At 52.2% G+C, this 23,081-nt stretch carries 13 protein-coding genes; all 13 read right to left on the reverse strand.

Features of this window, described 5'->3' with window-relative positions; genetic code table 11:
• Positions 1–2: 2 nt before the first annotated feature.
• The 13 genes from YC6258_RS22570 to YC6258_RS22630 all read right to left on the reverse strand — a co-directional run bounded on the left by YC6258_RS22570 (position 3) and on the right by YC6258_RS22630 (position 23,075).
• Positions 3–2,327, reverse strand: coding sequence for an efflux RND transporter permease subunit (locus tag YC6258_RS22570; protein ID WP_144407718.1), 2,325 nt, complete (start codon positions 2,325–2,327; stop codon positions 3–5).
• Between the two features lie 32 nt (positions 2,328–2,359).
• Complete coding sequence (locus YC6258_RS22575; protein ID WP_044618911.1) at positions 2,360–3,433, reverse strand: beta-ketoacyl synthase N-terminal-like domain-containing protein; 1,074 nt, start codon at positions 3,431–3,433, stop codon at positions 2,360–2,362.
• The gene (locus YC6258_RS22580; RefSeq protein WP_044618912.1) at positions 3,423–4,634 is read right to left on the reverse strand and encodes a beta-ketoacyl-[acyl-carrier-protein] synthase family protein; all 1,212 of its coding nucleotides are present in this window, start codon (positions 4,632–4,634) and stop codon (positions 3,423–3,425) included. The genes YC6258_RS22575 and YC6258_RS22580 overlap by 11 nt, the downstream gene beginning before the upstream one ends.
• Before the next feature lies 1 nt (position 4,635).
• Positions 4,636–5,097: a 3-hydroxyacyl-ACP dehydratase FabZ family protein gene (locus YC6258_RS22585; RefSeq protein WP_052830498.1), complete on the reverse strand. Its 462-nt coding sequence runs from the start codon at positions 5,095–5,097 to the stop codon at positions 4,636–4,638.
• Complete coding sequence (gene fabG / locus YC6258_RS22590) at positions 5,094–5,837, reverse strand: 3-oxoacyl-[acyl-carrier-protein] reductase (RefSeq protein WP_044620326.1); 744 nt, start codon at positions 5,835–5,837, stop codon at positions 5,094–5,096. The genes YC6258_RS22585 and fabG overlap by 4 nt, the downstream gene beginning before the upstream one ends.
• Before the next feature lie 49 nt (positions 5,838–5,886).
• Positions 5,887–6,141 carry an acyl carrier protein gene (locus tag YC6258_RS22595; protein ID WP_044618913.1) on the reverse strand — a complete coding sequence of 85 codons (255 nt, stop codon included), beginning with the start codon at positions 6,139–6,141 and terminating at the stop codon, positions 5,887–5,889.
• A 472-nt stretch (positions 6,142–6,613) separates the two neighbouring features.
• Positions 6,614–7,366, reverse strand: coding sequence for a thioesterase II family protein (locus tag YC6258_RS22600; RefSeq protein WP_044618914.1), 753 nt, complete (start codon positions 7,364–7,366; stop codon positions 6,614–6,616).
• Positions 7,367–7,480: 114 nt separating this feature from the next.
• Positions 7,481–11,224 carry an amino acid adenylation domain-containing protein gene (locus tag YC6258_RS22605; RefSeq protein WP_044618915.1) on the reverse strand — a complete coding sequence of 1,248 codons (3,744 nt, stop codon included), beginning with the start codon at positions 11,222–11,224 and terminating at the stop codon, positions 7,481–7,483.
• Positions 11,225–11,239: 15 nt separating this feature from the next.
• A complete protein-coding gene (locus tag YC6258_RS22610) occupies positions 11,240–17,995 on the reverse strand; it encodes a non-ribosomal peptide synthetase (protein ID WP_044618916.1) in 6,756 nt (2,251 codons plus the stop codon).
• 14 nt (positions 17,996–18,009) lie between these two features.
• A complete protein-coding gene (locus YC6258_RS22615; RefSeq protein WP_044618917.1) occupies positions 18,010–19,371 on the reverse strand; it encodes an alpha/beta fold hydrolase in 1,362 nt (453 codons plus the stop codon).
• A gap of 203 nt (positions 19,372–19,574) precedes the next feature.
• Entirely contained in the window at positions 19,575–21,443 is a 1,869-nt protein-coding gene (gene fabD / locus YC6258_RS22620; RefSeq protein ID WP_044618918.1) for an ACP S-malonyltransferase, read from the reverse strand.
• A 106-nt stretch (positions 21,444–21,549) separates the two neighbouring features.
• Positions 21,550–21,819, reverse strand: a complete 270-nt coding sequence (locus tag YC6258_RS22625) for an acyl carrier protein (protein ID WP_044618919.1) — start codon at positions 21,817–21,819, stop codon at positions 21,550–21,552.
• Between the two features lie 11 nt (positions 21,820–21,830).
• Positions 21,831–23,075: an aminotransferase class I/II-fold pyridoxal phosphate-dependent enzyme gene (locus YC6258_RS22630; RefSeq protein ID WP_044618920.1), complete on the reverse strand. Its 1,245-nt coding sequence runs from the start codon at positions 23,073–23,075 to the stop codon at positions 21,831–21,833.
• Positions 23,076–23,081 lie beyond the last annotated feature (6 nt).

Genomic DNA, 23,081 nt, shown 5'->3' on the forward strand with positions numbered 1-23,081 from the left:
GTTCAGCTCTCCAGTATTTCATTGGTCATCTGTTTGGTGTTTTGGCTTTTCTCAGTACCGATCAGAATTGCAGGCAGAAACAGCAAGTTTGACACCAGTGCTCCAATGATGATAACCGCAGAAAACACACCAAAGTATACGTTCGGCATAAAGGATGAAAAGCTCATGACGATAAACGCGAGCAGTAGAATGATGGAGGTTAACATTACAGCAAGACCGGCGTGATCAATGGCTTTTTTTATGGCATCGCGGATTTCCATGCCGCTCTTACGCGCGCTGGTGTAATCGTTAATAATGTGGATTGTATCGTCGACAGCAATACCGATGGTAATGGCCGCCACAATCATGGTGCCAAAATCGAGGTAAACATTAAAAACCGCCATCAAACCCGAAGCAATAATTAACGGTGTCAGGGAAGGAATCAAAGACAGCAGACCGGTTTTAACCGAACGAAACACAATCAGTAGGCAGACGATAATCGTACCCAGCGCCACACTGAATGACTGCACCAGATTGGCCTGAATATAATATTCTGTTTTGTGTTGCAAATAGAGATCACCACTGACAGTGATATTCAAGTCTGAGAATTCTCCCTGGCTCAACCCATCAACCTGGTTCAGCAGTTTTTTCATGTCTGAGGCATCGGTATTTTTAACCGGCAGGGATACCCGGAAATATCGTCCGTCAAAACTGCGCAGATCACTTAAATCCTCAATGGGATCATTAGAGGCATAGAAAAACAGGTATTGGGCCGTCTCCTGTAAACTCTCTGGCAATCCGGCGTGGCCGGTAAATATCCGCTTCAGGTTCAGCAGATGGTTCAGCAATGACTGTGCATTACCTGCATGGTCCAGGGCACTGATGCGGGTTTGGAACTCATAGGCACGTTGCAGAAAATCGGGTTCCAGGGTGCCGTCTTCCTTACCACTGTCGAGGGCAAATTCGAGGCTATTGGCGCCTTCAAAGTTTTGGTCAAAAAAGTGATTCCCGGTTGCCACTGGAGAATTGGCACGGAAAAAATGCAGGTAATTGGCATCTGCCTTCACTTGCGTGGCAAACGATGCAAAGACAGCCACAACCAAAACAGTAACCACCAACACCATACGATAGTTCTTAATGGCAAACTCAACCACTCGATTGATGAGTCCGGGAAGTTGTCTGGTCACACGATTTGGGTTTGCCGGCTTGCGAATAAAGCTTAGCCAGGCAATCAATAGCGTGACACTCAATACATACGCGATGAGAATGGCAAATGCCGATGCATAGCCATATTGCTTCACTGGCAACATATTGCTGACACTCAGGGAAATAAAGCCCAGTATGGTGGTCAGGCTGGTAAACCAGCATGGACGCCAAAGTGCTATACCGGTGTTGATGGCGGACTGCCGGGCATCGTTGCCCGCTTTTAGATTGCCATTGAAATGATTGATCAGGTGAACCGCATCCACCACGCTGATGGCAATAATGATCAGCGGCAGCGAAGCATTCACCATCGTCAGCGGATAACCCATCAGACCGATGAAGCCCAGCGAGATAACCGTTGTCATCAATGCCAGCACCACTGGAATCCAGGTATAGGCCCAACGGCCAAGAAAGATTCTAAGAAGAATCACCAACAGTACCAGCAATGCTGGTAACAATGTTGACTGATCCTTCATATTATTCAGTGTCGTTTTTGCGGCTATATACGGAAAGCCCGAGAATTCAAAGTGGATACCCTGTTGCTGATACCCTTTTTCCTTGATAAAGGCTTCCAGATCATTGGTGATCTGTACATGCTGCATAACGTCGTCTTTGCGATAGGTGATCAATGCCGATATCCGGGCAGTATTTTCATCCTGGTTGATAATCGCCGGTCGACTCAATGGATCGGCTGCAATGTGGGCATGAATCTCCTCACTGAGTGTCGCAGTATCGCGATGATAATCGTCATCGGTCACCGTATCCCGCAACCATAAAGAACCAGACCCACTTTCCATGTACTGATGATTGGAGAGACTGTTGACCTTGACAACCAGTTCGTGGCCATCGAGAAACTGAGTAATCTCTTTAATCGCCGTCAGGGTTTTCGGGTTATAAACCGGATGAGCTTCATCCGCAGCCGACATACCGATGATCAGATATTGGTTTGGCCCAAACCATTCCCGGATGTCATTGAACTCCGCCAGGACATTATCAGCATCCGGCAGCCACATTTCCTGGGATTGCAATATATACAGATTTTTTAATGGCAACAGACTGGCCAGAAACACCAGCAGCGCACCGACAAGAGTGGCATATCGAAATCGAACAATGCCGCTGAAAAATGAATTGACTAACTTTGACACGGAGATGTCCTCTTGATGTTCAAACTTGATTCTCAACAAAGATCCCGGTTTTTCCGTAACAATACAGCCGCCCAGGCACCATTCTCATCGCGACAGATATGCAGAACTCTTTCACCAGCAAGAACCTGACGATGACATAGAACCGTCATGACCGATGCCGCAGTGGTCGCAGATGCCAGATAGCCAAGCGGTTGTTGGATATCCAGTGTTTTCAGGGCATAACCCAATATCCCATCAACGCCACTGGTCTCACCCACCAGCCAGGAGATTTCCTGCATTTCCACCGGCCGTTCGGCACACATTCTCGCCAGTAACGCAACCAATGCTTTTTCCGGATCCGGACAAAATAGTGACACCGCACATTCCAACTCCGCCAGCACTGGCATGGCGTTTTGTACGGCCATATCATATTTGACCGCCGCCAGCAGATAAGCACCTTCGGTCATTGCGGGTAGCGGCTGGCCAGCCTGATAGTTGCTCTGACTACCAATCAGCAACACATGCGCCGGCGTCAACGCTTCAGCTCCGCCGACCCAGACCATATCCGCCCGGTTATTTTGCAGTTGCCCGATGGCCGTCTTAAATGCATTAGCCGAAGCCGTTTCGCCATCGTTAAAACTGATGACACTGGCTTTGGCACCGTGACGGATCGAGGCATAACAGGCAGGTACATTAAACACAATATTGGGGAACAGACCGGAAGAAACGTACTGTGGTTCTTCTATCGCGGCCATATCAAAATCGACCACGCTCTGTACCGGACCGGTGGTTCCCAAAACGATACTGAGTCGGTCAGCTGCGATTTGAACCGGCCACTGATCCATACCATCGTCCACCAGACTTGCGTGCAACTGCTGTGCAGCCACACACACATGCCGGGTTAATCGGTCGAGATGATTGATGCCACGGGCATTCAATACTTTTCGGGCATCGTATTCCGGAGTCAGCGCGACCTGAACAGATGCCTCGCTGATGTACTCGGCCAACTCACTGTTGTTGTCAAACTGAACCGGCCGGCCATTAATGCCTTCAATGAAATCATCGGTCGTCATGCCATAGGGGGTAAATGCTGACGCTGCAACAATCGCAATATTATTAGACGGCATGAGCGGTCTCCTGATGATTCCATTGACGAAAAATGATGACTGAGTTCTGCCCCCCAAATGCGGAAGCGGTCTTCATGGCGTATCGAATCTCCGCCGGTCTTGCCTGGTTTGGCACACAGTCCACTGGACACTCAGGATCTGCTTCAAGAAAACTCATGGTCGGAGGAATGATTTGCTGCTGCATGGCCTGGATGGTGGCGACACATTCAATCGAGGCCGCCGCGCCCATGGTGTGACCGATCATGGATTTAACCGACGACAAGGGCGGTATTTTGTCAGGATAGATCCGTTGCAAAACCATTGATTCAGCGCGGTCGCTGGTCAGAGTGCCGGTCCCATGAGCGGAGATATAATCGATCAGTTCAGCCTCGATACCGGCGCTGTCGAGCGCCATACGCATGGCCTGTTCGATGCCATCGATACTGGGCTGGGTAATATGGTGTGCATCAGAACTTTCACCATAACCGACGATTTCAGCAAATATCGTGGCACCGCGTCGCTGGGCTGACGCCAGTGTTTCCACCAGCAGAATACCGGCTCCTTCAGCAGGCACCATTCCCTGACGATGGGCACTGAATGGCCGTGGGGTATCACCCGCGATTGCACCCAAACGGGAAAATCCGGCATAGCAATAACGGGAAAACGCATCGGTACCACCGACCAGCATGGCATCGACTTCGCCGGAACACAGTGCATCAAGGGCCAGTCCGGTACAGAAATTTCCAGCGGAGCAGGCTTGTCCGATGGTGTAGTTAGGACCATAAATACTTAATTCCCGGGCTACTGTCTGCGCGATCAGTTTGGGTGCATAGTCGCTAAACGATGCCTGTGCCAGCGCTTGTTCACCGGCTTTGAAATGATCACAAAAACCCTCCAGTGCAGTTGTCTCACCAAGGGTAAAACCTAACGCAATGCCCACCCGGAACGGGTCATGCTGCAACAGCGCCTGGTTGCCAACCAGGCATTCCCGGGCCGCCGCCAGAGCAAATTGTTTCGCCCGCCCGGTCACATCCTGCTCACTGACATCGAAGTCGTGAATCTCACCGCCACGACAACTGCGCATTTGTGAAACATCGAACGCGGTAACATCAGAAATGGATACCGTTCCTTTGATGGCGTTGTCGAAAAATGTTTGAACATTCTGGCCAATACTGGTGACAACCCCCATACCGGTAATGACGATGCGTTTCTGGTTGTACATTTTATGATTCCTTGTCGCTTGAAGCGGGCTGATGAAAAGACACCAGCAGGTCGGCTGTCGCTATCTGCCGGTTTTGTTTGAAGGACTGACACGAAAAAGAAGCAAACCGTTCATACATACGGGACACCCGCACCGTTGTGGTTAACGTATCACCGGGCACAACTTTTTCTTTGAAGACGCAGTTTTCGATGCGAACGAGCAAATACTGACAATCGGGATTATTGATGTGGCTGCCCAGACAATAACAGGCCACCTGGGCCATATGTTCTGTGATCAGTACACCGGGAAACACCGGATTGCCCGGAAAATGTCCGGCTAAATTAGGATTGCCGACGTCGACCCGATACGTTGCGGTGGTTTCTTCGGCGGGTAGATTGTCCATCACGGTATCGACAAACAGAAACGGTTCCCGTTGGGGAATCACTGCGGTGATCGCCGGTAAGGCCACTGTAGTGTCGGTCATGTTGTGAGTCCTCCATCAATGACAAACACCTGACCGGTTATGTACGAAGCTGCGTCAGATAACAAAAACGCCACCAGCGCCGCCACTTCAGCGGGCTGACCAAAACGTTTCATGGGAATGCTGTTAACGGCTTCCTGGTATTGCTCCTGCGTCAGTTTTTCAGTCATATCGGTAGCGATAAAACCCGGACATACACTGTTGACCCGAATGTTGCGGCCGGCGGTTTCCAGCGCCAGCGCCTTACTGAATCCAATCTGTCCAAACTTGCTGGCACAGTAATTGGTCTGTCCTGGCACGCCGATGACACCGGCCACAGAAGAGACATTGACGATGGCACCGGAGCGTTGTTGCAGAAAATGCCGGATCAGCGACTTGGTGGTATTAAAAACGCCATTCAAATTGACGTTCAATACCGTATCCCATTCCTCTTTATCCTGCATCAGCAGCAGATTATCGCGGGTTAGTCCGGCGTTATTGACCAGTGCATCGATACGCCCGAAGTGTTCAAGAACTTCGCGGGTGGCCGCCTGCACCGAGTCCATACTGGTGTTATCAGCTCTGAGTGCCAATACCTGACCGGCTCCCAATTCCGCCACCAGCGTCTCGGCTTGCTGATCGTTACTGACATAGGTAAAAGCAACCAGCCAACCTTGTCTGACAAGTTCTTCGACGATGCTCCTGCCAATGCCGCGGGATCCGCCGGTAATCATGGCAACTTTGTTATCCTGTTTCACGTTCATGTCAACCTGTTCACCCGGAAAAACCATTCAGTACACTGTGTCCTGGAGATCAAGACACCATCGTTTCAGCGGATACATGGCGTTCAACTGCAGCAATAACGCCGTTGATGGTCTCGAATTCGCGCAATATTTTTTCCGGCAGTTTGATTTGAAAATGACGCTCAATTTCCGTCATCAGATCCAGAGCCTTCAGAGAATCGATGTGAGAAAAAGAACGAAATTCTTCGTCCATACCAATTTCATCCTCTTCCATCTCAATAACGCGCAAACAAATTTCTTTAATTGCATTCTTATCGAATTCCATAGCCTTGCTCCTGAATTAAAAAAGATTTTCATTCATCGGTGGCAATCCTCTTGAACCGGAACATACGCCGGCTACGGTTAACAGATCATATAAATGCGCCACCTTCTGGCGCAGCCCATTGACATAGGTTTTTATTCTGTTGGCCGCAACATCAGATCACTTACCTCAGGGCAAAATGTTAAGCCAAAGCCAATACATGAAATACTGTCTAATGTTACACAAGCGCTCTGGTCAGGCTTGTACGGCCATCACCGGTTCATCAGGGATCCATGCTGATACGACAATCGAATGCCGGGTAAATAGTGCAATGCCGGAGGCATGAACGTGGGTACAGACGATGCCAGTCCCGGAACATCACCAGAGTGCTGGGGGCGAGCCGCAAAGAGATCAGGACAAACTCATAAGAAAGACGGCCGGATAGCATGAAAGCGCCATCCAAAAAAGGATCTGAACGGGCTGTTTGAGTACTTCGTCAACCGTCCAGACATGGTTCCGATAACACCGAAGTCTCCGACAGCGTATCGCGCCATTCACTGATGCGGGTGGCAATATGAATTTCATTGCCGATATGACAAAAATGACGGCCATCAAGCATTTCACTGCCAGTGTTTGCCTGAACATGAGTGGACTGCTGCCAGTCTCCCCATTCGCGTTCGACCATCAAGGCATCATCACGTCCATGAAAACTTAAAATAGGCATATTGATTTTTTGTTGCTGCAGATCAAACTGGGCATAACAACTCAGATCGGATTTGATGATCGGCAAAAACCAGCTCATCATTTCCTGACTTTGAACGATGCGCTCCGGAATACCACCCAGGGACAACAGGTGTGCTGTCAGGGACTGATCGGTCTCCAGAAACCGGCTATCCATGGGCTGGCGCAGATGCACGGGAGGTCGGGCACTGACGGTAATCAACCCGTGTACATTAGTGTTACCGGTTTGCTCAAGCAGACTGGCCAGCTTGAATGCCATCAGACCGCCGAAACTGTAACCCAGAAAAATCCACGGCAATGACGGGTCCGCCGAGTCGAGCAGCTGTCGGTGCAGATCAATCGTCAGTTCATGAATATTATCAACCAGCGCATCTGCCCAGCGGGTACCATGACCGGGATATTCGAGTGCCGTATAACGCCAATGGCAGTCCAGCTGTTTACGCAGATTTTCCAGGGAATAGGCATTGCCGCCCGCGTATGGAAAATAAACCAGATTAAACGTTGTCATGAAAACCCTGCAAACGGAAAAACAAAAATTTGATCCGGCAGCGTTTCAATATCACAGACTGATATTGAAACGCTGCAACAAAGACGACCCGGCGACATCACTCGCAGAATTTCTTCAGCCGCCCGTCAGCGCACTGATTCCAGACTGGATTGCTTTTCCGAGTCCTTCGACAGTCGTTGCCTGATACTGTTTGCCAGAATAATGGATCTGGATATTCAATCGCCCACCGACCACGAGAATCTCCAGCTCCAGCTCGTGGGTTCTGGGGTTTTCACTGGCGCGATCCTGTCCGGCTGAGCCTCTGACCTGCCAACCGGAGGGCAACGCCAGGTTGTCGTACATGCCGAGGAAGTTATACAGCACGGCGTTATCCTGATAACCATACAGGGCATGTTTCGGGTCGGCATGCGCCTGATTGCAGGCTTCTACAAAATACCGACTGCTCTGCTGGTGCGCCTGCCAGTTCTGACTCACCTGCGTCAATGTTTCATGAATATCATTGCTGATGGAAGCGGCAAACGGATTATGGGTGGCGAACCAGCCGATGGTTCTGGAAAAGTCTTTGTCACGATGAATATCACGACCATTGGAAATCACATCCAGCGCCACCTGTTGCTCACCACTCCACTGATGCAAAGCCTGCATCACAGAGGTCAGCGTCACCAGATGCAGATTCACTCCGGCGGCTGAACTGACACAATCGAGGATGCCCCGGGTCTGATCTTCGCTGAACTGTATAGCGTAGCTGCACAGATCAGCTTCCAGATTACTGCCTTCCAGGTCTTTGGGAAGACGGAATTGTTCCGATTCTGCGAATTGATTCCAGTCGGCTGCGTATTGCTGCCGGGCTTCACCGAATCCTTGTTTGACCGTATCAACATAATCGGAAAATGGCGCGGTTGCCGGTAACGGTTGCTGAGGCTGCTGATAGGCCGCCGCGAGATCCTCCACCAGAATACGCCAGCAATGCGCATCCACGGAAAAATGGTTGACCGACCAGATCAGACGAACATCCTGATCCGAGAAAATACCCAGCATCATGTCGCCAATGCCTTGTGCCCGGCAACTGCGGTGCGACTGCAATTCCGCGATCAGACGCTGATATTCCGATTCCGCCACCTCAGGTTCAATTGTGCTCAGGTCATGGACGATTATTGGCCGGGTAACGATATCCGCGACTGCGAGGCGCTCGGTATTGTCCTGATCGATACCGGCATGCAGCATCGGATGAGCGGCAATCACCTTGTTCAAAGCCGTGTTCAGGCGTTCGATCTCGGGAACCGCCTGCATCCGCAATTCAATGGACTGATTCCAGTGATCCCGGTTTACCAGTGGCATGCGGTGAATAAATTTATATTGCATCGGTGACAGCGCGGAATGAGGTTGCTGCTGTGACAATGATGGCGATGGTTGCCCCTGACCATCTTTAACCCGCTGCAAAATCTCCCGAATGGTCCGGCCTTCCATAATAATGGCGGGCGTCGCCGAATAGCCCATGTTTTTCAGTGCGGAAATATATTGTAAGGCCAATAACGAATCACCGCCGATCAGAAAGAAATCATCCTCGACCCCAATGCGATCAATATTGAGCATGGCCTTCAGGGAATCAGCCAACCGATGTTCTTCATCCGTCGACGGGGGCACAAATGTCTGGCTGAGTTCGGTGCGCGAAACCTGCCACTCCATTAATGCTTTGCGGTCCAGTTTGCCGGTTGTGCCAACGGGCGGATTGGCCAGAAACACAAACTGGCTCGGCACCATGTATTCCGGCAATTTACCTTTCAGCGCCTGCTGCAATTCGCCAGCAGAAAGCTCACCGCTGGCCGAGGTGTAAAACGCCACCAGGCGGTTACCGCTCATCGGATCGGGTCGCGCAAGCACCGCCGCCTGATCGATCCCGTGAATACCGGAAAGCTGGGTTTCCACTTCGCCCAACTCGACTCTGAAACCGCGAACTTTTACCTGATAGTCGGCACGACCAACGATTTCCACCACGCCATCGGCATTCAACACACCGAGGTCACCGGTCTTGTAGATCGTCTCACCCATGTCCGATTCCCACGGACACGGGATAAACGCATTGCGGGTTTTCTCTTCATCACCGTAATACCCCTGAGCCACGCCAAGACCGGCAATGTACAACATACCTTTTTGTCCAATTGCGCAGGGTTTCATCGCCTCATTGAGGACGTAAAAACGTTGATTGGCCAACGGAAATCCATAGGGAATGCTCTTCCAGTGCGGTGCCACCCGATCCACCGGATAATAGAAAATAGACCAGACCGTCCCTTCTGTGGCACCGCCGAGACTGGAGATTTTGCAGTTGGGAAAATAACGATGAATATTGGCCGGCAGACTCAACGGAATGAATTCACCGCTGAGCATGGCCAGCCTCAGTGTTGGATGCGTGCGCTGATCGTTGCGGTCAAGTAAGGGGATCAGCATCTGGCTCATGCCGGTAGGCACGGAATCCCAAATGGTAATACGGTGTTGATCGATGATATCGATCAGCCCGGCCGGATCTTTGATCTGCGCCTTGGTCGGTACAAACACTCTGGCACCGGCCAGAAACGAACCAAAGATATCCCACACGGAAAGATCAAAACTGTAGGACGAAAAACACATTACCCGGTCAGCGGCATTCACCCGGTATTGGTTGTTCACCCCAATCGCCGTGTTCACGATATTCAGATGACTGATCATGACGCCTTTGGGTTTGCCGGTACTGCCGGAGGTAAAAATGACATAACACAGATCATCCGGTTGATTCACATCGGCCGGACACTCAGTCGATTGCTGTCGCAGCTGCCGGGCATCCAGCACCTGGATTCCCTGCTCTTCAGCGGCGTCATATTCATCCAGACACACAATGGTTTTAACGTGGGTGTCCCCTAAACGCCAGCCGGCCGTTGCGAGGGTTTGCCGGTCGGTGACGATGACCTCGGCCTGAGTCTGCTGCAGAATGCCTTCAATGCGATCCGCCGGATTATCTGGTTCGAGCGGCACATACGCACCGCCGGAATAAACGATGCCCAACAATGCCGCCGGCATCTGCACACTGCGCTGACACAACACTGGAACCAGAGTGTTGGGCTTGACTCCGACTTGGCGCAGCAGATTGGCCAGTGCACACGCCTGCGTCTGCAACTCATCGTAGCTCAGTGAGGCACCGGACATTTCCACCGCCACTTCAGTGCGGTAGCGCTGAATGGAAGGCAGCAGCAGGCTGCCCAGGGTGCGCTGTTCCGGCAGGTAGCCATAGGTGCGATTGTAGTTTTCCAGCCGGATCTTATGTGACGGTGGCAACAGGTCCAGTTGATTCAGCGGCAACTCAGGGTGCGCCTGCATCTGCGGCAGTACAAACTGGAAAAATTCCGGCCATTCTTCAAAACGGGTTTTGCGTCTGGGGTCCTGCTCCGCCTGAAATTCCACCAGCTCCTGCTTGACCGTGCAGACGGCTTTGGCAATACCGGTATCAACGCGGGAGTCATTCACAAACAGGTATTTGGGATCATCATTGCCGGCCTCACCGGGTTGTTGAGTCCCGCTGACCTGCTCAATCAACTCTTGAAAGGTCATATCCTCCTGCACCGAAACCAACAGCGGTTTACGGCTGTCGCCTTCGATATAACTGACCGATACCGTGCCCTGGTTTTCCAGAATCGAGACAAAGTAACACCACAGTGCCAAACGTTCGGCGGTACTGCCAGGCAAGGCACATTCAACCACCAGGCGCTCGGGCACCGGCGCTGCGTTGTTCCTGGATAACGCCTTGACCTGACTTAACAATTCGTAGGCTTCACTTTTTTCAAGTTTGTTGTTTTTGTATAAGGACACAATTGCATCATTCAAACTCATGACATATTTCCTTGATCAGGATTCCAACAGGGCCATCAGTTCATCATCGATACTGCGTAAGGAACCAATAGATAATTCTGACATTTCAGCCGTTCTCTCAATCAGGTCAATCACCTGACTCTGAAGTTCATCCACCCATTTTCTGCTGAATCGAGCCGTCTGGTATTCCACCCGCCATTGCAGGGTATCGGTCATCATGAGCGTCAGGGTCAGGGGAAATTTTGCCGTATAAGTATCGACCCCGATCAACTGCACCGGGATACCATTCAGACACTGCTGTTCCTGAATGACTTCCTGATTGAACAATACGTTGAACAATGATTTATCTCTGCCCGCCAGCCGCTGAACCTTCACCAGCGGATAATCCTGATACTGCATCAGTCCCATACTGTTCTGTTGAACGGCCTGGGCGTATTCAGCCACGGTGGCGGAGTCATCGATGTGCATGGTCAATGGCAGGGTATTCACGAACAGACCGGCAATGCTTTCCTGTTGCAGGCTGCTTCTGCCACTCAAGGTCACGCCAATGGTGAAATTATTCTGTTGCACCGTCTGCCCCAGTATCACGCTGTAAACAGCCAGAAAAGCCACGAAAGGACTGACTTTGTGGGTGGCGCAAAAAACCTGGAACGCCTGTGACTGAGCCTTATTCAATTGCACGAAATACTGTTCACCAGCCTGGCTCTGCTGGTCTGGCTGTGCCATCGGCAAGGTCAGTGGTGTGATATCCGCCAACTTTTCCTGCCAGTAGCGCTCATGAGCGGCAAAACCGCCCTGCTGAACTTTCTGTTGCAGCCATAGACAGTAGTCACCGTAACCGGGTTGAGTATCGGCCGACAGCGGTGATGGTTGTCTCAGGAACGAATCCAGATCGGACATGAACAACTCCAGTGTCACACCATCGGCAATGGAATGATGAAAGCTCAGATTGAGCCACTGACGGCCATCTCTGTCACTCATGACCAGAGTACGCCATAACGGTCCCTGATACAGATCAAACACCTGACGGTGAAACAACCGCGCCTGCTCCAGCATGGATTCCGCCGGTACCGATTGCAGCAGCGTGAAGTCCAGTGGCAAGGATTGATACTGCTGGGTGATGCCGCCTTCCTCGATCCGGTAACGACAACCCAATATCGGATGCCGGGCTGCCAGCGATTCCAGCGCCTGACGAATGCGATCCACAGCGATCGGAGTGGCCGGCTGTAATGTCAGCGGAATATTATTGAGGCTTACAGTCGTGGCACTCAGTTCGTTGAAAATCATACTCGCCTGAGTTTCCGAAACCGGATATTCCGTCAATTGGTACACCTGAATGGGATCGACAACCGGCATCACTGACAACGGCTCTGAGTCGCCGGACTCAGCGATCAATGCCGCCATGTCACATAGTGTTGGTACGTTGAAAATATCTGCCAGCGAGATAGATACATGGAATTTTTCCTTGATACCGTACAACATCCTGGCCGCCAACAAACTGTTGCCACCGATATCAAAAAAGTTCGCATGACGACTGATACGATCCAGCTTCAGGATATCGCCCCAGATGCTGTAAAGATTGTTTTCAATCGGGCCGACAGGCTGTTCATAGGGCACGTTGTCGAAATTGTCACGGCTGATATCCGGCAACTGTTTGTGGTCGATTTTGCCGTTGTGGGTCAACGGCATGTGATCAATATGGCAGTAAAAGTCCGGCAACATGTATGCCGGCAGTGTCTGACTGAGCATGGCATTGAAAAATGCTTTGTCACGCGCGGTACCACAATAATAGGCCACCAGACTGACCTGACCGGCAGACAGCTCTTTCGGCACCACTACCACCTGGGTAATGTCGTCACAGTGCTGCAAAGCCTTTTCAATTTCGCCCAGCTCGATACGAAAGCCACGGATTTTCACCTGATTGTCACTGCGACCGACAAACTCCAGACTGCCGTCGATACTGAGTCTGGCGAGATCACCGGTCTTGTAGTAGCGCGTTGACTCAGCGCCATTAATCGTCAGAGTCTGAAATGCCGCAGCGGTTTTTTCTGCATCATTCCAATAGCCCTGACTGAGCCCTGACCCGGCAATATAAATTTCACCGGTCTGGGTCAACAGCGTCGGCTGCTGCTGTGTGGTTAACAGGCTAAATTCAGTATTGGCAATAGGACGACCCAATGGCTGCCACTGCCGGGAATCATCGTGAACATCCGGGACAAAATAGAAACTCGACAACACCGTGGTTTCCGTCGGACCGTACACATTCACCAGCTGGACATGAGAAACGATTTCCTTAAAACGACGGACTTCATGGGTTTTCAACGCTTCACCCCCAAGAATGAACAGTCGCATATCCGCCATACACTGCTGTAGTGGTTCCGGCGTATCCAGAAACTGATAAAAGAATGCCGGCGTAACGGTGGCAACGTTCACATGCTTATCCCGCAGCACCTGCAAATAAGCCTGGGGCGAGGCACGTTTCTCCGGTGGCAGAATATACAAATGCAGTCCGGCGCACAGGCTTGGCAGGATCTCGGCAATGGAAACATCAAACGAAAACGGTGCAAACTGACACATGGTCTCGCCGGGCTGATAATGAAAATCATCGGCCACCCAGGCCACCAGATTGGCGAGACTTTTATGATCGTTCACCACCCCTTTCGGACGCCCAGTAGTACCGGAAGTGTAAATCAGATAAGCACCATCTCCGGCCAAAACCGAAACCGCTTCAAACGAACGCTGGCGATTCAGAGTGGTGACATCAAACGCAATGACCTTGTAGTCTTCGCCATATTGGCGACGAATATCGGTATTGTCGGTGGTTAGCAGAAAGGCAGCCTGGCAATCCGCAATGATAAACCGGGTGCGGTCTTCAGGCAGAGCCGGATCCAGAGGAATAAACAACGCCCCGGTCTGCAAAACCGCCAGCATGGCAACGACATAATGGACACTGCGATCCGTGACAATACAGACACGGTCTCCCTTGCTGATTCCCTGCTCGACCAGCTCATGACTGAGCGCATCGACGCAAGCCTGCAACTCCGCATAGCTCAGCTGATACAGGTCATCGCTGATGGCCAGCTGTTCTGCAAACCGGGTGACGGCATCATTAAAACGTGCAACGACGCTGTATTGCCGGTCAATGGCGGCATCAGTCCGGTGATAGCTGGACAGAATGGCCTGATGTCCGGGCGTGATCCAGTTTAACGACCTGACCGGCATCGCCGGGTTCACCGCAATCTGTTCGATCAACAGGCGAAACACATCAATGTAATAATGAATCTGGGTCGGCTGATACTTCGTGGCATCATATTCCCACACGCACTCCAGATCATGACCCATAAATTCCGAGGTGATATAGATACCGGTTCTGGGCCGGCTGCGATGAGCCTGTCGTGACATCACCTGAAGCTGCTCACCCGGATCAAACGCTGGAGTGTTTTGATGGACATAAACCACTTCCATCATCGACTCGATATTCACCCCTGTCAGCTGACTCAGCCGTGCCAGAGGCAAGGCAGGCGAGGCAATCAGTTTATACGTCTGCGCCGCGACACTGGCGGCGAGATCCGTGACAGCGGCCTGCTCATCCACCTCAATCACATACGCCTGGGTCTGAGCAAAATACCCCACCCGCCGGGCATCACTGTCGTGATGCCGGTTAGCCACCAGAGTACCGAGCAGCACCCTGTCATGCCCCGACAATCGTGAAAACAACAAAGACACCGCCGTGGCCAGAAAATTAAAGACCGTCAAATCCCCATGGCCGCAGTAATCCTGCAAACGCTGCACCGACTGACCATCAAACTTCCACTTAACGACGGCACAGGTTTGAGTGGGTGTCCCATGAACATGAGTGGGTGTCCCATGAATCGCTGCTTCCTGAACCGGCTGGGTTTGGGTGGGTGTCCCTTGAACAGAAGTGGGTGTCCCATGAACAGCCGCTTCCTGAACCGGCTGGGTTTGGGTGGGTGTCTCTTGAACAGAAGTGGGTGTCCCATGAACATGAGTGGGTGTCCCATGAACAGAAGCGGGTGTCCCTTGAACATGAGTGGGTGTCCCCTGAACAGAAGTGGGTGTCCCTTGAACATGAGTGGGTGTCCCATGAACATGAGTGGGTGTCCCATGAACAGCTGCTTGAACAGACGTGGGTGTCCCTTGAACATGCCTCCCTTGAACATGAGTGGGTGTCCCATGAACGGCCGCTTCCTGAACCGGCTGGGTTTGGGTGGGTGTCCCATGAGCAAGCATGGGCAGGTCGATGCTGTGGGTGTCTTTTAGCAGTTGTCGCCAGTATTCGGTTTCACCGTCTGCGGGCTCAGCCGCCTGGGTCTGCCACAGGCCTTGACTCTGTGCTTGTGCCAGCCGGCCGTGGTAGGCGTTGAAAATATCCTGCAACAGGATGCTGAAGCTCCAGCCATCGGTGACCAGGTGATGGGAGACGATCAGCAGGCTGTAGTTGTCGTTGCCAAGTTCGAACAGTTCCACCCGGATCGGGCATTCGGTATAGAGATCGAAGGCACGTTCGGCCCGCTGTTGTAACAGTTCTGGCAGGTTGTCGGGATGTCGCGTCACCCGCACATCAATCTGGCTGTCAGGTTGCCAGATCAGGGTCGGCTGGCGCTGATCATCGACGATGGTATTGAGCATCGGATGCGCACGTACAGCTTGAACCACCGCTTCCCGAAACCGGTTCAGGTTGATATGGGCGTTGAAGTTCAGGCTGTAGCTTTCGTTGTAGGTGTTTTTGTGTTCATCGAGCAGGTAGCTGGTCCAGATGGCGTACTGGTTTTCTGACAACGGCACTTCTGTCAGTCCCTGCTCAAATTCACCCGGCGCTTCGATAATCAGCGGATCAGGCAGCAGTGCGGCGATGCCCTGAAGATGTTGTGCAGCCACCAGTTGTGCCAGGGACATCCGGACATTCAGTCGGGCCTCGATCCGGTGACTCAGTTGCAACCAGCTGACGGAATCCATGCCCATATGTGACAAGGGTTCAAGGACTGCCGGTGCGTCTCCGGTCAGCGCCTGTATGTCGCAGATCTGCTGCCAGACCCATAATTCGCGCTCACCGGTGGTGGCATCCCGGTGGTGCTGAAATGACACTTCACAGTCGTCATACAGTCCATCAATGATGCCCTGACGCAACTGAAACCGTCGGATCTTGCCGCTGGTGGTTTTTGGCAGAGCGGACAATTCAAACACCCTTGCCACAGGATAGGACAGCCGGCTTTCGAGTTCGCTGCGCAGCCGTTCTATTTTCTGAACCGGCATATCACTGTATTTGCGATAAAACAGTGCCACCTGTTCTTTTTCATCGGCGGAATGCCGGTAGCCGACCACGGCCAGCTGATTGGAAGGCCAGCCGGTTTTGTCACACAGGCTGTTTTCCAGGTCGTTGGAATAGTGATTTTTGCCGTTGATGAACAGCACGTCTTTGGAGCGACCGGAGATAAACAGTTCGCCATTGCAGATAAAGCCAATATCTCCAGTGCTGCACCATTCGGTCAGCGCTTTACCCCAGTATCCACGGCTGACATTAGCACCGGCAAAGCTGATATGACCGGTTTGCAGTTCACCCAGTTGGTTGCCGTCGTCATCACTGATGCGTACCTGCATGCCGGCCATGATCGGCCCCAGAGCCACCATTTCCACCGCATCGTGTTCATGTTCCGGCACCGGAATCACAGCGGTACCCACCGCTTGCCCGGAAGTTTTTTTGATCCTCAGAGTCGGTAATCCGCCCCGGCGTTCCAGATCGCTGTGTTGAAACAGGCTGGCCACCACACAGCATTCGGCAATGCCGTAACCGGGACTGACCACCCAGGGTTTGAGTCCGACCGCTGCGAAGTGATGGTTGAAGCGGCGCACCAGTCTTGGGTTGATCGGCTCCGCGCCGTTGTAGATCACCCGCAATGACGTCAGATCGAGATTTTCCTGCACAGGATCAGGACACGCACGCAACAAGGTATCAAAACCAAAATTCGGCATACCGATGATGCTGATCCGTTCACGGCCGATCAATTGTAAAAACGCCACCGGCTCACGAACGAATGAGTAAGGCGTCATCTTGTATTGTTCGAAGCCGGCCAGGGTATGGCACATGTGAAACAGCACCAGTCCCATATCATGGGTCAGGGGCAACCAGCTCAGCGAACGGTCGTCACCGGTCAACTCGGTTCGCACGGAAATCTGCCATAAATTGGTCAACAGGTTTTTATGGCTCAGACAGGCGCCTTTCGGATCACCGGTACTGCCGGAGCTGAACATCAGCATTGCCAGATCGTTGGGCTCACAGGCAACCGGGGTAAACGTTTCCGTACCATCAAGCTGTTCGATAAACAGCGTGTTGGCCGGTTCCAGTGTCCGTTGTCCGTCGGTTAACCGCGCCAGTGAGCCGGCATCAATATCAGTCAGAAAAACACTGTCCTGGCATTGCTCACTGATGGCCAGAATTTTCAGCAGCGCTTCATCGGTGCTGGCAAAACTCAAGGGTGTTGCCAATGGCACCGCCACCGCACCGGCCAGCAGAATCGACCAGAATCCCTGGATAAACAGTTTTTCGTCATCGCAGCACAGCAATACTGTCTGACCTTTCTGCACACCCCGGCTCTGCAATGCCGCCGCCGTTCGTTCGACCCGCTGATACAGAGTCTGATAACTCCAGGGCACCAGTCCATGACGCTCTACAAATACCAGATGGTTTTGATTGTCGGCCAGTTGCTCTTTAAACACCGTCGACAAATCTTTCTGCTGTGCCAGCGCCCTGGCGAAAATATTGGCAGTGGACATAGGTTTCTCTCTTGTTATTGAACGAATGCCTTGGGTACAAATACCGATGGATGACCAAATGCATCAGGACTGAATGTCTGATCGGTGAGATAACGGGAGATCACCTGCCCGGCCCGTTCTTTTTCACGATAGAGCGGATCGGCATGACCAAAATTTTTCACGATGATCAACTGTTCTGATGGCAACGAAGGCGGCAGTCGTTCCAGTGGCGTGCTGATATCGAACTCACCGGCCACTACCAGCGTACGGGAGAAATCCAATATTATCGGCCGCGGACGACACTCTCCATAAACGTCAAGAAATTCGCGATACCCACCAAACAGAATCGATGACGGGCTCTGAAACACGGCATCGCGGCCCTGGCGATCAGCTTCTTCCACCCATTCGGGGTTGCAGTCTTCGAGGTAGGCTTTGAGAAACAGGTCGGGCCAGTTAAAGCCGACACGAATAAAAATTCCGTAGGTTCTGGCCAATAGAAACCAATGGAAACTGCCGCCATCCTGGGCATCGAGCAGAGCTTTATAGGCATAACCGGCGGTGTGGCGGTTATAGCTCATCATAAATGATGTAAAGAGCGTTTTGGCCGGATCGGTCGGTATGCCCAGCCAGCGTTTTGGCCAGGGCTTCGGTTGCTGCAACATGGCCTCAAACGCCTGGCTGTCAGCAGAACCGACTGAGGCAATGGATTGCTGATAACGCTGTAAAACCGCCTGGGTCTGTTGCGGATACCAGATAAAACCGCCGGGCGTGTTCAAAGCAAACAATACCGACGCATCGATCACCTGCGGATGCAGGTATTTATATTTCAGTGCCACGCGGGTACCGAAGCTGTGCGCTACCAGATTCACGGTTTGATAACCAAGCCGGGTTCGCAGCAGCTCAAGATCAGCCACGATTTCCTCGATGGCAAAGTCGTCAAACACAAAGCCTCTGGCTTTCAGATCTTCAAATCCGCGCCGGTACAACGGTCTCATTTTTTCGACCGCTTCCAGGCTCAGGCTGCCTTTCAGCCGCGTCATTGCCTTACGAAAATACGGGCTCTCCAGTTTGACCGACGATTTGCCGACACCGCGATACTCAAGCATGACCACATCGTAATGCTGTAACAGACTGGCCGGTGGCTGATAACTGAGATTGGTGATACCAGGACCACCGCCCAGAAAAAACACCAGTGGCCGGTCAGCCCCGCTGCTGTATCGTTTATATGGCAACAGAATTTTGCCATCCCTGGATTTGATATTGCGGCTGAGCATGCCCTCATAACGGGAAATGCCGTCGTCGGTGGCCCGTAACTGCTCGTAACACAGCGCATCATCGGCACGTTCGCGGCACTGTTTATTCAGAGTCATGGTGCTGCAGCCATTCAGTAAAGTCATAAAGATTCCTGCCAGTAAAAGCCGTCGCGGTAACCGGATTGTGTTGAATATTGGGTGAACCAAGGGATCGTGATCTCCTGAGTATGGTGACTGTCGAAACGGCACCTTAAAGTACATGGTAGCCGGCGCTGATCACTCAGATAACTGTTAAATGTTACACCCGCCAATACCACAAACCGTGCAGTCAATCGGTCATACAATGGTTAACCATTTACCTCGGCAACCAGCCGCTGCAATGGGTCGAATTCGTCGCCATAGGGAGTCATGGCACCATGCGGTTCCAACTCGCTGAATCCGTGCCGGATATATGCCGTCAGAGATGCTGTTGGACTGAGATCGATATAACGCCATTGATCCTGCTGACTGAGCAGTCTCATAAGCTCATAAAACCGTACCGGTGCACGACTGATCTGCCAGAAATAGTCGGTATCGGGTTTGTCCACCAAATCAGCCGATGCTGCGGAATACCATGGAATGCGCGCCGCTCGTGGCGTCAGTGTCTTCAGGCTGTCGCGCCAGTCAGGTTCAAACGGCTGCATCAGGCTGGAGTGAAACGCCACTGCAACCGGCAACATCATGGAGGCAATACCCTGGGCAGATAAGCCGGCCCGTAGATTGTCCAGTTCACGGCGGGCGCCACTGAGCACAAAGTGATGCTGATAGTTGACTCCCGCCAGCTCCACTGACGCATATAACTGCGGATGTTCACTGACGTGCGCGACATCCGTCAGCACCGCCAGCATGCCCTGATCGTCATGAGTGCCGCGAATCAGGATATCTCCCTGAACCATAATCACTCCAAGGCCCTGCGACAGTGTCAGCACCCCGGCAATGACCGCGGCGACATATTCACCGACTCCACAGCCGAGTACGGCATCGGCCCGTATTCCTCTGGCTTCCATGGTGCGGGTCAGACTGTAGGCCACACTGAAAATGGCAGCCTGGGTCCATCGAACATCGGTAAATTCTGCGGTCTTTGCATGCTGGTGATACAGCTCATCCAGCAGCGAGTGTCCGCTGGCCTGCCGTATGATCACATCACAGGCCTGCATTGCTTCGCGAAAAACGGCATCCTGTTGCAGCAGCGCCTTGCCCATCTGGTAATACTGCGATCCCAGATCTGCATACATGAAAAGATTTTTCTTAGGTTTGGCATTTGTGTCCGGCTGCACGGCCTGACACTCCGCCTGCCAGGCAGCGGACAGATTCGCCACGACCACCGGCTGGGGATGGCGGACGATTTTTTCGGCCAGCCGGGTCAGCACATTGCCGGGTCCGAGTTCGGTGAATGTCATTTCACCACAGGCCAGCAGCCGCGACATGGACTGATACCATTTAACCGGGCTGTTCAGCTGGCCGGCAATGTGATCAAGGTAGTTCTCCGTTGGATAAAAATCCGCCGACCAGTTGGAAATGACTTTGCCGCTGAGTGGTGCAAACGTGAACTGCGACAGTATGTCCGCAAACGCCCGCTGACTGGCATCCATGTAACGCGAGTGAAAAGCGGCACTCACGTTCAGAGGGATATACCGGCAGTCGCTGCTATCACTCAACAGGGATTGCAGGGTGTCCAGCTCTGACAGGGCACCGGATACGATGATCTGATCGCTGCTGTTGTAGTTGGCGATGTCGATACCGGTTAACGCATGATCCTGCAAAAACTGTTCAACACGATCAGCATCGAGACCGATCAACGCCGCCATACCGCCACCTTCTGCCGCCGCCATAAGACGGCCGCGTTCTCTGACGATGGTCAGCCCGGTGGCAAAATCATAAGCGCCGGCCGCCAGTAACGCATTGAACTCACCCAGACTGTGACCCGCCAGATAGTCGGCCGAACCTTCATGTTGGCAGTGTTCGTAATAGCTGAGGGCGTTGACGACGAACAGCGCCGGCTGGGTGAAACGGGTCTGGTTCAACTGTTGAGCCGGATCGTTGAGGCACAGTTCAACGATGGAATATCCAAGAATGTCATCCGCCTGACTGACCAGCTGCGGATACTTCGGAAATAACTCCGCGCCCATACCTTTGTGTTGAGATCCCTGTCCGGGAAACAGAAATACCTTCGGCATATTCAACTCCATCACCCGCCGATCCGTTCATCGGCACGATTCAATCATTCGCTGATCAACAGACCGATCGTTCCGATGGGTCTGACGATCACCACTCCAACACGGTTCAGCCGATAGCTTCCGCCGGGGCTTCCAGTTTCGAGGTCACCTTTTCCAGCACATGACCGAGGGTATACAAATCGCGTTTTTCGTGGTCCTCCACTTTGATGTTGAGAGCCTTTTCGATGTCGTACCAGATTTCCAGCATTTCCACCGAGTCGATGCCCAGATCACCGCCGAGATAGTCATCCAGCTCAACGGTATCGGGACTGAAAGCGGTAAATTTGATGTCATTGATCACGTTGAGAATTTCCGCCAGAACAGTTTGATCAGCCATATTACTTCCTCTTATTTAATGCCCATTTCAATCGCTATTTCATCAATCAGATCGATACAACGATCCATTTCCTGGGTGGTGTGTGTCGACATCACCGACAGGCGTAAACGCTCCATTCCGGGAGGAACCATCGGATACTCCATGATGTTGGCAAACACGCCACGACGGTACAGCTCGCGGTTCAGTTCATTCACCACGCCATCGCCTTTGAAAAACACCGGGATAATGCCGGTTTCACCACGAATTATGCGGTAGCCCAGTGATTCCAGACGGTCCTGCATGTAGGCGACGTTTTCGTGCAATCGCTGCACTCGTTCCGGCTGCTGTTCCAGCAAATCCAGCGCCGCATTGATTGCCGCCAGCGTCGGCTGAGCAAGTGCAGAGGTAAACAGATAAGGAAACGAAAAATTACGCAGCATGAAAATCAGCTTCTGACTGCCGGACACAAACGCACCCTGCGCGCCAAGTGATTTACTACAGGTGGACATGCGCAGATCGACCTGCCCCTGCAGATCCAGATGTTCCAGAGTCCCCTTGCCGGTTTTACCCACGGTGCCCAGGCCATGGGCATCATCGAGAATGGTGATGACATCGTGCTGTCTGCAAATTTCAATGTAACGTTTCAAATCGATGATTCTGCCATCGATGGAACGCACTCCCTCCACAGTCGAAAAAATCTGCGTGCCGGGTTTGGCCCGCGTTTTGATATCGGCAAACAAACGATCCAGACTGTCCAGATCTTCAGGATCAAAGGTATAAAACGGCACATTGGTCATCTTGATGGCGTTGATGACACTGGCATGACTGTTCTTGTCGTAGACGATGATGTCGTTACGATTCATCAGTCCGTTAACCCAACACAGGTTTGCCATATAACCACTGGGCAGCAATATGGCGTCTTCGTGTCCGGCCAGAGTGGCCAGTCGCTGCTCCAGATCGCGATGTTGTTTGGTATAGCCGGAAAATGCCGGTGAACCGCCGGTGCCAATGCCATACTCATCAACCGCTTCAATCACCCTGGCTTTGACATAGGGGTCGTTGGACATGCCGAGATAGCTGTTCGAACCAAATACCAGCACCTCGTTGAAGGTGTCTGACAGCGTATCTTTGTATTTCATGGTCCGGTCCACCGGACCAAAGCCCTGGCGTCCGGACATATACCCTTTTTCAACTTCAACCTGATAAAACGCATACTGCTTTTCCATACGTTGTGGAAACGGCAGACGCGCCAGTTCTATCATCGCTCTTGAGTCCATAAATAG

Origin of the sequence: Gynuella sunshinyii YC6258 (assembly GCF_000940805.1) — a bacterium.
GTDB classification, from domain to species: domain Bacteria; phylum Pseudomonadota; class Gammaproteobacteria; order Pseudomonadales; family Natronospirillaceae; genus Gynuella; species Gynuella sunshinyii.

What these genes read in the sequence shown, in the direction of transcription:
- YC6258_RS22580 (WP_044618912.1), bottom strand. Translation starts at nt 4,634, where the DNA reads ATGTACAACCAGAAACGCATCGTCATTACCGGTATGGGGGTTGTCACC.
- fabG (WP_044620326.1), bottom strand. Translation starts at nt 5,837, where the DNA reads ATGAACGTGAAACAGGATAACAAAGTTGCCATGATTACCGGCGGATCC.
- YC6258_RS22610 (WP_044618916.1), bottom strand. Translation starts at nt 17,995, where the DNA reads ATGTCCACTGCCAATATTTTCGCCAGGGCGCTGGCACAGCAGAAAGAT.
- YC6258_RS22575 (WP_044618911.1), bottom strand. Translation starts at nt 3,433, where the DNA reads ATGCCGTCTAATAATATTGCGATTGTTGCAGCGTCAGCATTTACCCCC.
- YC6258_RS22600 (WP_044618914.1), bottom strand. Translation starts at nt 7,366, where the DNA reads ATGACAACGTTTAATCTGGTTTATTTTCCATACGCGGGCGGCAATGCC.
- YC6258_RS22625 (WP_044618919.1), bottom strand. Translation starts at nt 21,819, where the DNA reads ATGGCTGATCAAACTGTTCTGGCGGAAATTCTCAACGTGATCAATGAC.
- fabD (WP_044618918.1), bottom strand. Translation starts at nt 21,443, where the DNA reads ATGCCGAAGGTATTTCTGTTTCCCGGACAGGGATCTCAACACAAAGGT.
- YC6258_RS22630 (WP_044618920.1), bottom strand. Translation starts at nt 23,075, where the DNA reads ATGGACTCAAGAGCGATGATAGAACTGGCGCGTCTGCCGTTTCCACAA.
- YC6258_RS22585 (WP_052830498.1), bottom strand. Translation starts at nt 5,097, where the DNA reads ATGACCGACACTACAGTGGCCTTACCGGCGATCACCGCAGTGATTCCC.
- YC6258_RS22615 (WP_044618917.1), bottom strand. Translation starts at nt 19,371, where the DNA reads ATGACTTTACTGAATGGCTGCAGCACCATGACTCTGAATAAACAGTGC.
- YC6258_RS22605 (WP_044618915.1), bottom strand. Translation starts at nt 11,224, where the DNA reads ATGAGTTTGAATGATGCAATTGTGTCCTTATACAAAAACAACAAACTT.
- YC6258_RS22595 (WP_044618913.1), bottom strand. Translation starts at nt 6,141, where the DNA reads ATGGAATTCGATAAGAATGCAATTAAAGAAATTTGTTTGCGCGTTATT.